The organism is uncultured Winogradskyella sp., assembly GCF_947498005.1.
In the GTDB taxonomy this organism is placed as follows: domain Bacteria; phylum Bacteroidota; class Bacteroidia; order Flavobacteriales; family Flavobacteriaceae; genus Winogradskyella.
The window spans coordinates 55,318-67,462 of sequence record NZ_CANMIW010000006.1 but is presented as its reverse complement, the minus strand read 5'-3'; the positions used below and the strand labels follow the sequence as shown (position 1 = coordinate 67,462).

The following is a 12,145-nucleotide window of genomic DNA, read 5'->3' as shown; positions in this document are numbered from 1 at the left end:
GAAGTGTACCTTTGCACAACAAAAATAACGCAAACGTGTTAGGATTAAAAATGTTTTATAAAATGCAGATAAGATTTTTTATAATATTAGTGATAGGATTAGTTATATGGTCTTGTGAAGAGGAGTCTAAACTAGAAAAACAAATTGCTGAGATTGATATAGATTTTTACGTTGAACGTTTTGATAAAGCGTTTTTTGAGGCTGAGCCTAAAGATCTTCAAAAATTAAAAGAGGCTTACCCATTTTTTTTTATAAGTGATCCGGATTCTTTCTGGATTGAAAAAATGAATGATAGTTTACAAAATGAATTACTAGGCGAAGTACAAGAGAAATTTCCAGATGTCAATACGGCTACAAAAGAGTTAGAAGGCTTATTTCAGCATCTAAAATATTATGATAAAACCTTTAAGGCTCCTAGAGTTATAACTTTAACTAACGATGTAGCTTACAGAGATAAAACCTTTGTTAACGATTCTATTGTTCTTATCGCATTAGATAATTATTTAGGAGCTAGTCATCCGTTTTATCAAAATATACCAATGTATATCGCGGCCAATATGGAAGAAGATCAGATTATCTCTGATGTAGCAAATGGGTATGCATCAAAATATAATTTTCAAACTAGGCGAAGTACGCTGTTAGATGAGATGATTTACTTTGGTAAGTTGTTATACTTTAAAGATATCATGATTCCGTTTAAAACTGACGCTGAAAAAATAGGATATTCTGACGCGCAGTTAAAATGGGCAGAAGCAAATGAAAGCCAGATATGGAGTTATTTTGTAGAAAAAGAATTTCTTTATAGTACAAATAGTAAATTGCCAAGTCGCTTTGTTGGTGATGCACCATTTACAAAATTTGGGCTAGAATTAGATAATGATTCGCCTGGACGATTAGGTCAGTATTTAGGTTGGCAAATTGTTAAAGCTTATGCTGAAAAAGTAGAGGATGATGTGCTAAAAATAATGCAAACCGAACCTGAAGAAATATTTAGAAACGCAAATTTTAAACCAAAAAAGTAATGTCTAAAGTTATAAAATCTAAGATAGTATTAAACGTAGAACTTGATGAAAACCGTGTGCCAGAAAAATTAAACTGGTCTGCACAAGATGGTGGTGTTAATAATGAAGAAGCTAAAGCATTAATGTTATCTGTTTGGGATAGTAATGCGCAAGAAACTCTAAAAATAGACTTATGGACAAAGGATATGCCTGTAGATGAAATGAAATTGTTTTTTCATCAAACATTAGTCACAATGAGTGATACGTTTTTAAGAGCCACTCAAGATGAAAAAATGACTGCAACAATGAAAGATTTTTGTGATTATTTTGCTGAGAAATTAGAGTTAAAAAAATAGTAGACTATTTGCTGTCTAGCTCATTTACTTCTTTGTAATAAGGCTCTGTATTGTAGCTGTCTGATGCTGTTGTAGAATAATTGTTTTTGTTTGCTCTTCTATGTTTTAAAAACTTGGAAGAATCAAACACTTTCCAAACTATCAACTCATTTAAGCGACCTGTTTTAGTTTTTTTATCTATTTCAATTTTTCTAATCATTTGGTCAATAGTTGCTTGATCTCCAAATTTTTCGGTTTTAAGTGTGTTTTGACCTGTATTGATTTTGTATTCTATCCAATAAAGTGCTGTGGATTGCTTTCTTTTTACTTCAACTGTTCTAACAGCTTTTTTTCCTGCTACTGCCAAATCAGATTTTTTAGTTATCGTTTCTCTGTTTAAAAGTTGAGAGGGTGTAGGTTTTTTTTCTTCCTGCTTTACAACATTAGCTATAATATCCTGTTTGGGTAATTTAAACTCTTCGTTTCTTACTAAAGTAAGTACAATGAGTTTATCTCTAAGAAGTGTTTCAATTATATACTGACCTACTGGCAAATCTGTTATAGCGATTTTGGCTTCTTTTTTTCTAACTCTAACGACCCTTTCAAAATCATCGTTAAAGAAAACGACTTCGAATATGGTACGATCACATTTTAAAATAAGACTATCGTTAGTTTTATTTAGTTCGTGTTTTAGCTCTAAAGCTCTAGAATTTTTATTTTGGAATAACGTGGATTTTTGACCATAAACAAAAGAAGTCAAAAGCAAATACACGAGTGTAATTTGTAGTCGCATAATAAAGTAGGTTTTTTGTTTTTGGGAACAATTTAATAGCAAAAAGTAATTAGGGATTACTCACTTAGCTAGTGTAAAATTAAAGTATTATACTAACCTAATTTTAGATAAATGGACACATTACTTATTTTATTGTTGAGTTGTATTCACTATCGACGTAGTGCAAAAAAAGGGTATTAAAGTTAATTTTTTTATTAATGCGTTTGTTTGGCTTAAGTTGTTTAATTTCAGATGATTAAGTGGGTTTTGTTGAGGTGTGATTATCTCATAGAGATTCACTAAGCTAGTCCGTTAGAGTGATTGGATTAATTGTAAAAAAAATCTCAGATTAATTACTAATCTGAGATTTATATATTACGTTTTATGTATTTAAGTTATGAAAATTACAAATTATCCGGATCGTTTACTTGCTTGTAATAAGGTTCTAGATTGAAGCTTTCCGATGGTAATGTTGTAAAGTTCGATTTATTGTTCTTTTTGTGATTTACAAATTGTGGAGGATCATAAACCGTCCAGATAATAAGTTCATTTAATCGTCCGGCTTTAGTTTTCTTATCAATCTCTATTTTTCTAATCATACGATCAACCGTATCTTGATCTCCTAATTTTTGTATTTTTTGAGAGCTCTGTCCATTATTAATTCTATATTCTACCCAATATGTACTCTCAATTCTATTAGCTCTCGCAGCATCGACTTCTCTGGTAGATCTTTTAGATGAAGTACTAGCGGTTTGTTTTTCAGATTTAAATAATGATAAACTACTTTCCGTTGGATCTTTAGGTTTGGTATAAGTTACCTTTCTTTTTAGCCTTGGTTTTTTAACTTTTTCTGGCTCAGACTTTTTACCTGCAACCGCTAAATCTGTCTTTTTTATATGATTTTCACTGCTGGTTAGTTCTTCCATAGGTTGAGTCTCTTCAATCGCAGCAACTTTAATTTCTTCTTTTTCTGGAGTCTTAATTGGGACTTCAACACTCGCTACAGCTTCCTTTTTTTGTTTGGTTCCAAATAAATCAGAGCTATCCGTTATAAGAGCTTTAGGAGGAGGTGTTCCAAAAGATTCATTTCTTAATAGAGTCATTACTATTAATTTGTCACTTAGCAAGGCTTCTACAATATATCTTCCAACAGGGACATCAGCGATAGGTATAATGGCTTCATTATCTCTAACTTTAATAACACGTTCAAAATCATCGTTGAATATAACAATTTCGTATACTGTTCGCTCACATTTTAATATGAGACTATCTCCAGTTTTGTTAAGGTTGTGTTTAAGTTCTTGCGCTCTAACATTTACATTTTGATATAATGTAGATTTTTGGGCATAAACTAATGATGCCAAAAGTAAGAACACTGTTGTGTAAAGTGTTTTCATGTCTAAGTAGGTTTTTGTTTTGGGGAAACAATATTACCAATGTAACTACAAATATGTACAATTCATCGGTATAAACAAAGATATTTGCTTTTATTTTGGTAATTTCTATAAATCAGTTAGCCTACTTTAATCTTAGTTAATGTGTAAAGATCTTCGATAAACAACACAAAAAACGGCATGAAAAGTAAATGTTTTAATATTAACTGTCTTGATTACTAGAGGTTTAAAAATTGTGATATTTGAAAAGTCAAAAACTTAAAAACCTTAAATTATTCCAAAAATTATCTTATAAACTATAAATCTTGAGATTTTAGATTTGTCGTATAATACGGTGTAGAATTAAAAACATCCGTAGTTGAAGTATATACAAAGTTTGGATTAGAGGCTTGGTTTTCCATAAATTCACTAGTATCATACACTTCCCAAATGGTTAACTCGTTAAGTTTGCCACAATCACTTTTTAGTTCTACCTTATGTTTTAATATCATTCTATCCACTGATTCTTGGTCTGCTAATTTCATAGTTTTACTCGATCCTATCTTATTATTTACATGAGATATTATCCAATAAAATTTAGAACTATTAGTTCTGTTTTGTTTTATTTTGCCACGAGTAAGAATATATGAAATACTATTTTTTGGTGATGATTTTATAATATTTAAACTCTCATCTAACATCATACCTTTACCTTCTGCTGGTTCATTTACATCCGTTTGAGGGTTGTCATTATAGTTCTCATGTCTAATCAAATCCATAAGAATAATTTTATCTGCTAACTTAGCTTCTATAACAAATTTTCCCTGTGGAAATTCTTTCAGTGATATTTTGGTCTTAAGGTCATCAACGATTACTTTTTTTTCAAAATCTTCATTAAAAAACTCTACATTTAGAATCTTGTTATTACATTCTAAAATTAAACTGTCTTTGGTATGATTTAAACTATGCTTTAACTCTTTTGCTTTAGGATGTGTGTTTTTTATTAACTTGAAGTCTTGGCCGTAGCTAGTTAAAGTCGTAAATAGGATAAGTAGTGTGCTTATATTTTTAAACATAATAGTCACTTTTTAGATTAGAGGGCTTTCTTTAAGTATTCTGTTTTAATAGAAATACTATCTTATTCTGTGTCTAAGTTAAAACCAGAAGAAAGAAACTTTTAAATTTTAGTGATATGTTGCATTTTTTTTAGTTAACCCACACACGTTTACGACATAAGGCAAAAAAACAAGATTTAATAATAATTAATTTTACAGTATTAAATATGTAAAATGTATAAAATAACCTATGAAAAAAATAGTATTTGGTATCATTATCGCAATAATTGTCATTTTTACTTTTAAATATTGTGATGATAAAAATGAAGATAAAATTGTAATTGAAGAGCACAGTGCTTTAATCCAAGAACAAATAAAAAACGTAGGTAAATTAGTTGTAACCGAAGGGCATTTTTCTGAAGTGTTTAGCTACAAAAATTCTAAAGCTATTTTTGGAGACTATCTTTCTGCAGATAAAAAAGCATTAGTCGTGGTAAACGCAGATGTTACTGTGACTTATGATTTGAGTAAAATTGAATACAATATTGATGAAACAACTAAAACGCTTCAAATCTTAAATATCCCAAAAGAAGAAATAAAAATTAGTCCAGATTTTGAGTATTACGATATCCAAGCCGATTATCTCAATCCATTTGAAGCCAAAGACTATAATAAGATTAAGGAAACGGTTAGTAAATCTTTAATGAAAAAGATTGAAGCTTCAGATTTAAAAGCTAACGCTCAAAATCGATTAATCAGTGAGCTTTCTAAATTTTTTATGTTAACGAACTCTTTAGGTTGGACATTGCAGTACAATGAAAATCCCGTTAACGATTTAATTCAGCTCGAAAATTTAGAAGACATATTAAATTAACCTAGCTTGCGCTGTAAGCTACTTAGTCCACCACCATTTATAGCATCAATTCCGTTAGATTTTAAAATATTAGCTGCATTAGCAGAGCGCATGCCACTTGCACAATGCGCAATAACAGGTTTATTTAATTTTTTAATTTCATTAATTCTATTTGCTAATTCTTGAACCGGAATATGAATAGCATTTTCTATATGTCCACCATTATATTCACTTTTTTTTCTCACATCTAATATTACAGCGCCTTTTTCAATATATTCTGCAACATTGTTAGTCGATTTTCCAAATAAAGCATTAAATATTCCCATAGTATATAATTTTTGTCAAAAGTCTAAAAAGAAATTAGACCAATGCGTAACCAAAGTTACATTATATAATAGTTACATAAAAATCTTCTTATTTTAGTGGTTTAGATAACAGATGAAATCAGAAACAAGACAAGAAGAAATCATAAGAGTGGCTGCCAAATTATTTAAGGAAAAAGGTTACAGTGCTGTAACCATGAGAGATTTGGCAAAAGTGATGGGTATCAAAGCGGCAAGCTTATATAATCATATAAAATCTAAGCAAGATATTTTAAAGACCATAATAATTTCTCTTGCTGAAGAATTTACTGAAGGAATGCAGTTAATTCAGTCTTCTAATGATAATTGTATAGACAAACTAAATAAAATTATTGAACTACACGTAAAAATTTCTAGCCAAAATATTTATGGAATGGCATCACTTAATAATGATTGGATGCATTTAGAAGAAAAGTTAGGTTATTATCAAAAATTGCGCTCGGATTATGAGAATGATTTTAGAAGTATACTTAATGCTGGCATTGCTTCGGGAGAAATTGTAAATGTAAAGCCAGATGTGATGATGTTCTCTATTTTAACAACCTTACGATCACTTTACATTTGGATTCCTAAAAAGGATGATATTGATCTTAATGACTTAACAAATACCTTAAGTCATATCTTGATTAATGGCATTAACAAATAATTTAGATTATATTTTATAACTTTGTCATGTTAACTAACAACTGTTAGTTTCGTTTTTAATTAAACAATATGGCAGAATTTTTCAACTTAAAAGTTGCAGATATATATAAAGAAACAGAGGACACATCAGTAATTACTTTTGATGTGCCTTCAGATTTGCAGAAAGTTTTTTCTTTCAGACAAGGCCAACATTTAACGCTAAAGGCAGATATAAATGGAGAAGATGTTCGTCGTTCCTACTCGCTTTGTTCTAGTCCAAATGACAACCAATGGAAAGTAGCAGTAAAGAAAATTCCAGAAGGGAAATTTTCTACTTACATCAATGAAAATTTAAAAGCAGGAGACGAGTTAGAAGTTATGGTGCCAAGCGGTACATTTGGTGTCGAGGTGGAACCACAAGCATCAAAAAACTATCTATTTTTTGCCGCAGGAAGTGGTATTACACCAGTGCTTTCCATGTTAAAAGCACATTTGTCTGCAGAAACAAATGCAACTTGTAAGTTGTTTTATGTGAATAAAACAGCAAAATCCATTATCTTTAAAGAAGAACTAGAGCAGCTTAGAAATACATACTTTGGCAGACTAGAAATCTATTATTTTTTAACCAAAGAACGTCGCGATATCGAATTGTTCAATGGTAGATTTAATGATGAGAAAATGCAAGTTTTAACCAAAACATTTATCGATATTCCAGATACTAACGAAGTTTTTCTTTGTGGTCCAGAAAAAATGGTAAACTACGTAAGCGAGTATTTAATAAACGCAGGTTTACCTAAAGAACTCGTACATTTCGAACTGTTCGTAACAGGATTGTCAGACGAAGATATTAAAAGAGCAGAACGCTTAGCACAACAAAAAGTAGAAGGAACAGAAGTAACCATTGTCGATGGTGGAAAAGAATTCGCATTCACCATGACCAAAGAATACGATAACATTCTCGATGCAGCCTTAGGCGCAGGAGCAGATTTGCCATTTGCATGTAAAGGAGGCGTTTGTAGTACCTGCAAATGCGAAGTCAAAGAAGGGAGCGTAGAGATGAAAATAAATTATGCGTTAAGCGATAAAGAAGTATCACAAAATTTGGTGCTAAGTTGTCAAGCAGTACCAACATCAGATAAAGTCGTTGTTGATTTTGATGTATAATAACAATTTGTCATTCCTGCATAGGCAGGAATCCACTAATCACTAAATACGATTCACTAACAACTATATATCATGAGTGAAGAACAAATAAAAAGTTTAGAAGAACAATTCGAAGCACGTATCGCAAGAGACGAGAAAATCGAACCTAAAGATTGGATGCCAGAAAAATATCGTAAAACGCATATCAGGCAGATGTCGCAACACGCACATTCCGAAATTGTAGGGATGCTTCCAGAAGGAAACTGGATTACAAGAGCACCTTCCTTACGTCGTAAAGTGGCACTATTAGCAAAAGTACAAGACGAAGCAGGACATGGTTTATATCTATATTCTGCAACCGAAACTTTAGGCATTTCCAGAGAAGAAATGTACGAGCAGTTGCACACAGGAAAAGCAAAATATTCTTCCATATTTAATTACCCAACAATTACTTGGGCAGATATGGGAGCCATAGGTTGGTTAGTAGATGGTGCAGCAATAATCAATCAAGTGCCATTATGTAATACATCTTATGGACCATACGCAAGAGCAATGATTCGAGTATGTAAAGAAGAGAGTTTCCATCAACGTCAAGGTTATGAAATCATGATTAAGTTAGCAAACGGAACACCAGAACAAAAAGAAATGGCGCAAGATGCTTTAAACCGTTGGTGGTGGCCAAGTTTAATGATGTTAGGTCCAACAGATGCAGAGTCTATTCATACCGAACAATCTATGAAATGGAAACTAAAACGTAAGTCTAACGACGATTTACGTCAGCAGTTTATAGATCAAACCGTTCCGCAAGCAGAGTTAATTGGTTTAACCATTCCAGATACAGATTTAAAATGGAACGAAGAGCGTGGTAGTTACGACTTTGGCGAAATCGATTGGGATGAGTTTTGGCAAGTTGTAAAAGGTCATGGACCAATGAATAAAGAACGAATGAAGGCAAGAGTAAATGCTTGGGAAAATGGAGAATGGGTTCGTGATGCAGCAATGGCACATGCCTCTAAAAAGCAACAAAGAAAAGAAAAACAAGCAGTATAATATAATGTCTGTTCGAGCGCAGTCGAGAACTACTTAAAGAAATATAGTTATGTCAACAAAAAATTGGCCCTTATGGGAAGTCTTCGTAAGAAGTAAAAATGGATTAGAACACAGACACTGCGGAAGTTTACACGCAGCAGATGAAGATATGGCATTAGAAAACGCACGCGATGTTTACACAAGAAGAAGCGAAGGTGTTAGTATTTGGGTTGTAGAATCTAAACACATCACAGCATCTAATCCAGAAAATAATGGCGAGATGTTTGAGCCTGCTCACGATAAAGTATATCGTCATCCAACATTTTACGATTTACCAGATGAAGTAAAACATATGTAACAAATTCCTGCGAAATCGAAGATTCACGAATTCAATAAAAGAAAATATGAATTGATGAGTAATGCAGGAATATCATTTAGGAAACTATGAATCAGAATTTATATAATTACATATTAGGTATTGCCGATAACAGTCTAATCCTAGGTCAAAGACTAGGAGAACTTACAGGTCATGGACCAAGCCTAGAAACAGATATTGCCTGTACTAATATTTCTTTAGATTTCTTTGGTCAAGTACGAAGCTATTACCAATATGCAGCAAAAATTGCAGGAGATAAGAGAACCGAAGATAATATTGCAATGCTTCGTAAAGAAAGAGAATATGTAAATGTGTTGTTGGTAGAGCAACCAAACACCAATTTTGCATATACTATTGCACGTCAGTTTTTATTTGATGTGTATCACTTTCTGTTTTTAACGGAATTAGAAAAGAGTAAGGATTTAACGCTTTCAGCAATTGCAACAAAATCGCTTAAAGAGGTAAGTTATCATCAACGTTTTTCTACCGATTGGTTAAAGCGTTTAGGAGATGGAACAGCAGAAAGTAAAGAGAAAATGCAAGAAGCTATTAATGATTTGTGGACCTACACAGACGAGCTTTTTCATCAAACCGAAGCAGATAAAGCGATGGTTAAAGATGGAATTGGAGTAGATGTTACCGCGTTAAAAGAAGTGTATTATAAAAAAGTAAATGAAATTTTAGAAGAAGCAACCTTAGAAATTCCGGAATCTAAATGGTTTCAAAAAGGAGGGAAACAAGGTATTCATACAGAACACTTAGGATACTTGTTAAGCGATTTGCAATACATGCAACGCACATATCCAAATATGGAATGGTAAACCTATCTTAATCTTCCCAAAGGGAAGAAGTTAGACTATGAATAAAACAGAACATATAACCCGTTCGAGTGAGAACTCTTCCCCTTTGGGGAAGGTGGATGGGGCTCTTTTGTCAATTCTGGAAAAAGTGTCTGATCCTGAAATTCCAGTATTATCTATCATGGATATGGGAGTTGTACGTTCTGCTGTTATCGAAAATAACATCGTAAAAATTGAAATTACACCAACCTATAGTGGTTGTCCAGCAATGGATGTTATTGGAGACGATATAAAAGCAGCATTAAAAATAGCAGGATATGATTCTGAAATCGAATTAATTTTAGCACCAGCTTGGACAACCGATTGGATTACACCAAGAGGAAGAAAAGCCTTAGAAGATTACGGTATAGCAGCACCTTTAAACGCAGAAGCAGATAAAGACGTGTTGCTAAATGGAAAACGATTAGTAAAATGTACTAATTGCGGTTCCAAAAATACAAGATTAGTAAGTCAGTTTGGTTCTACAGCATGCAAAGCACAATTTCAGTGCGACGATTGCCAGGAACCTTTTGATTATTTTAAATGTCTTAAGTAGACAAACAAGAAAATAAGTATGAGTAAAAGCATTCTTTTAAAAATAGAAAATAAAATAGCGTACATCACGCTAAATAGACCAGAAGTATTCAATAGCATTAACAGGGAAATGGCATTTCTGTTTCAAGATACTTTAGATGCTTGCGAAACAAATACAGATGTTAGGGCCATTGTAATTACAGGAGCAGGAAAAGCATTTGGTGCTGGTCAAGATTTAAAAGAAGTTACAGATCCAAATTTAAATCCTGGCTTCAAAAAAATATTAGACGAGCATTACAACCCAATAATTACAAAAATCCGAGCGATTAAAAAACCAATTATCGCAGCAGTAAATGGTGTTGCAGCAGGTGCAGCAGCCAATATAGCTTTGGCTTGTGATATAGTTGTAGCACATGAAAAAGTGAATTTTATTCAAGCATTTAGTTTAATAGGCTTAATTCCAGATAGTGCAGGAACGTATTTTTTACCAAGATTAATTGGATTTCAAAAAGCACAAGCATTAGCCATGTTAGGGGATAAAATTGGAGCTGAAGAAGCAGAGAAAATGGGAATGATTTATAAAATGATTCCTTTAGAAGACTTTGAAGAAGCGGTAAACAAGCTCGCTTTAAAATTAGCAAACATGCCAACTTTAGCATTAGGTAAAATTAAAGAAGCATTCAATGCGTCATTAACCAATACTTTAGAACAACAACTGGCTTTAGAATCTAAATTACAGATAGAAGCAGCAAGTACTAATGATTATGCCGAAGGCGTTGCAGCATTTATAGAGAAAAGAAAACCAAATTTCAAAGGCAACTAAAGTTTTGTCATTCCTGCGTCAGCAGGAATCTATTTTAAAATGAATAAACAAACTCTCATACAATCCCACAACAGAATAAAACCCTTTATTCACAAGACACCTGTCTTAAGTTCAAGCTTAATAAATGAAATGGTAGGTGCTACTATTGTGTTTAAATGTGAAAACTTTCAAAAAATGGGAGCGTTTAAAATGCGAGGCGCAGCAAATGCAATTTTATCATTAACTGAAGAAGAAAGAGCACGAGGCGTAGTAACACATTCTTCAGGAAACTTTGCACAAGCGGTATCTTTAGCAGCGTTAAAATTAGGCGTGAAAGCTTATATCGTAATGCCTGAAAACGCGCCACAAGTCAAAAAAAATGCAGTTAAAACCTATGGTGGAGAAATCATAGAATGCGAATCCACACCACAAGCTAGAGAGGCTACTGCGAATAAAATAAAGGAAGAAAAAGGAGCTTCATTTTTGCATCCATCTAATCAAGATGAGGTCATTTATGGTAATAGCACAGCAGCTATGGAATTACTCGAGGAATATCCAGATTTAGATGTAATTTTAACACCAGTTGGTGGAGGCGGACTCATTGCAGGGACGGCTTTGGCTGCGCATCATTTTTCAAACAATTGCAAAGTAATTGGTGGAGAACCCATGGAAGCTGATGATGCATATCGTTCATTAATTTCAGGTAAAATAGAAACAAACGATAGTTTCCATACAGTGGCAGATGGCTTAAGAACACATTTGGGAGACCGAAATTTCCCGATTATTCAAAAACACGTTGATAAGATAATCCGCGTTGAAGAAGATGAAATTGTAAACGCGATGAAGTTGATTTGGGAGCGCATGAAGATTATTATAGAACCATCGTGTGCGGTGCCTTTTGCAGCAGTTTTAAAAAATAAAGAAGAATTTGCAACTAAAAACGTCGGCATTATCTTGTCTGGTGGAAATGTAGATGTAACAAATCTACCATTTTAGGTTTGTCATCCTGAACTCGTTTCAGGATCTCATAAAAAATAAACAGTTTTG

The 12,145-nt window shown here is 32.8% G+C and carries 15 protein-coding genes; 11 read left to right on the top strand and 4 right to left on the bottom strand.

Annotated elements, in window-relative coordinates:
* Window positions 1-62 precede the first annotated feature (62 nt).
* Both gldB and gldC read left to right on the top strand, forming a co-directional pair.
* Window positions 63-1,022 (top strand): gliding motility lipoprotein GldB, encoded by a 960-nt coding sequence (gene gldB / locus Q0891_RS11860; RefSeq protein WP_299101855.1) that lies wholly within the window; start codon window positions 63-65, stop codon window positions 1,020-1,022.
* Window positions 1,022-1,357, top strand: a complete 336-nt coding sequence (gene gldC / locus Q0891_RS11855) for a gliding motility protein GldC (protein WP_173280069.1) — start codon at window positions 1,022-1,024, stop codon at window positions 1,355-1,357. Before gldB ends, gldC begins: the two co-directional genes overlap by 1 nt.
* A 4-nt stretch (window positions 1,358-1,361) precedes the next feature.
* Here gldC and Q0891_RS11850 read toward each other — a convergent pair whose 3' ends face one another.
* The 3 genes from Q0891_RS11850 to Q0891_RS11840 form a co-directional block, all read right to left on the bottom strand.
* Entirely contained in the window at window positions 1,362-2,129 is a 768-nt protein-coding gene (locus tag Q0891_RS11850; RefSeq protein WP_299101854.1) for a hypothetical protein, read from the bottom strand.
* 383 nt (window positions 2,130-2,512) lie between these two features.
* Complete coding sequence (locus tag Q0891_RS11845; RefSeq protein ID WP_299101853.1) at window positions 2,513-3,505, bottom strand: hypothetical protein; 993 nt, start codon at window positions 3,503-3,505, stop codon at window positions 2,513-2,515.
* A 293-nt stretch (window positions 3,506-3,798) separates the two neighbouring features.
* Window positions 3,799-4,557, bottom strand: a complete 759-nt coding sequence (locus tag Q0891_RS11840; protein ID WP_299101852.1) for a hypothetical protein — start codon at window positions 4,555-4,557, stop codon at window positions 3,799-3,801.
* A gap of 229 nt (window positions 4,558-4,786) precedes the next feature.
* Here Q0891_RS11840 and Q0891_RS11835 point away from each other — a divergent pair, with 229 nt between their 5' ends.
* Window positions 4,787-5,410: a DUF4230 domain-containing protein gene (locus Q0891_RS11835; protein WP_299101851.1), complete on the top strand. Its 624-nt coding sequence runs from the start codon at window positions 4,787-4,789 to the stop codon at window positions 5,408-5,410.
* On the opposite strand, the gene Q0891_RS11830 is transcribed toward Q0891_RS11835, so the two are convergent.
* Window positions 5,407-5,715: a rhodanese-like domain-containing protein gene (locus tag Q0891_RS11830; RefSeq protein ID WP_299101849.1), complete on the bottom strand. Its 309-nt coding sequence runs from the start codon at window positions 5,713-5,715 to the stop codon at window positions 5,407-5,409. The two genes, Q0891_RS11835 and Q0891_RS11830, sit on opposite strands and share 4 nt — an antisense overlap.
* 112 nt (window positions 5,716-5,827) lie before the next feature.
* On the opposite strand from Q0891_RS11830, the gene Q0891_RS11825 reads away from it, so the two are divergent.
* From Q0891_RS11825 to Q0891_RS11790, 8 genes are all read left to right on the top strand, one after another.
* On the top strand, window positions 5,828-6,397 hold the full coding sequence (locus Q0891_RS11825; protein WP_299101848.1) for a TetR/AcrR family transcriptional regulator: 570 nt from the start codon (window positions 5,828-5,830) through the stop codon (window positions 6,395-6,397).
* 68 nt (window positions 6,398-6,465) lie between these two features.
* On the top strand, window positions 6,466-7,539 hold the full coding sequence (locus Q0891_RS11820; protein ID WP_299101847.1) for an FAD-binding oxidoreductase: 1,074 nt from the start codon (window positions 6,466-6,468) through the stop codon (window positions 7,537-7,539).
* A 72-nt stretch (window positions 7,540-7,611) separates the two neighbouring features.
* Entirely contained in the window at window positions 7,612-8,568 is a 957-nt protein-coding gene (paaA, locus tag Q0891_RS11815; RefSeq protein ID WP_299101846.1) for a 1,2-phenylacetyl-CoA epoxidase subunit PaaA, read from the top strand.
* A gap of 49 nt (window positions 8,569-8,617) precedes the next feature.
* Complete coding sequence (paaB, locus tag Q0891_RS11810) at window positions 8,618-8,905, top strand: 1,2-phenylacetyl-CoA epoxidase subunit PaaB (protein ID WP_299101845.1); 288 nt, start codon at window positions 8,618-8,620, stop codon at window positions 8,903-8,905.
* Between the two features lie 86 nt (window positions 8,906-8,991).
* Window positions 8,992-9,744 (top strand): 1,2-phenylacetyl-CoA epoxidase subunit PaaC, encoded by a 753-nt coding sequence (paaC, locus tag Q0891_RS11805; RefSeq protein WP_299101844.1) that lies wholly within the window; start codon window positions 8,992-8,994, stop codon window positions 9,742-9,744.
* A gap of 37 nt (window positions 9,745-9,781) precedes the next feature.
* Window positions 9,782-10,318, top strand: a complete 537-nt coding sequence (gene paaD / locus Q0891_RS11800) for a 1,2-phenylacetyl-CoA epoxidase subunit PaaD (RefSeq protein WP_299101843.1) — start codon at window positions 9,782-9,784, stop codon at window positions 10,316-10,318.
* An 18-nt stretch (window positions 10,319-10,336) separates the two neighbouring features.
* Window positions 10,337-11,119 (top strand): enoyl-CoA hydratase-related protein, encoded by a 783-nt coding sequence (locus tag Q0891_RS11795; protein ID WP_299101841.1) that lies wholly within the window; start codon window positions 10,337-10,339, stop codon window positions 11,117-11,119.
* Window positions 11,120-11,158: 39 nt separating this feature from the next.
* Entirely contained in the window at window positions 11,159-12,094 is a 936-nt protein-coding gene (locus Q0891_RS11790; protein ID WP_299101840.1) for a pyridoxal-phosphate dependent enzyme, read from the top strand.
* Window positions 12,095-12,145: the final 51 nt, after the last annotated feature.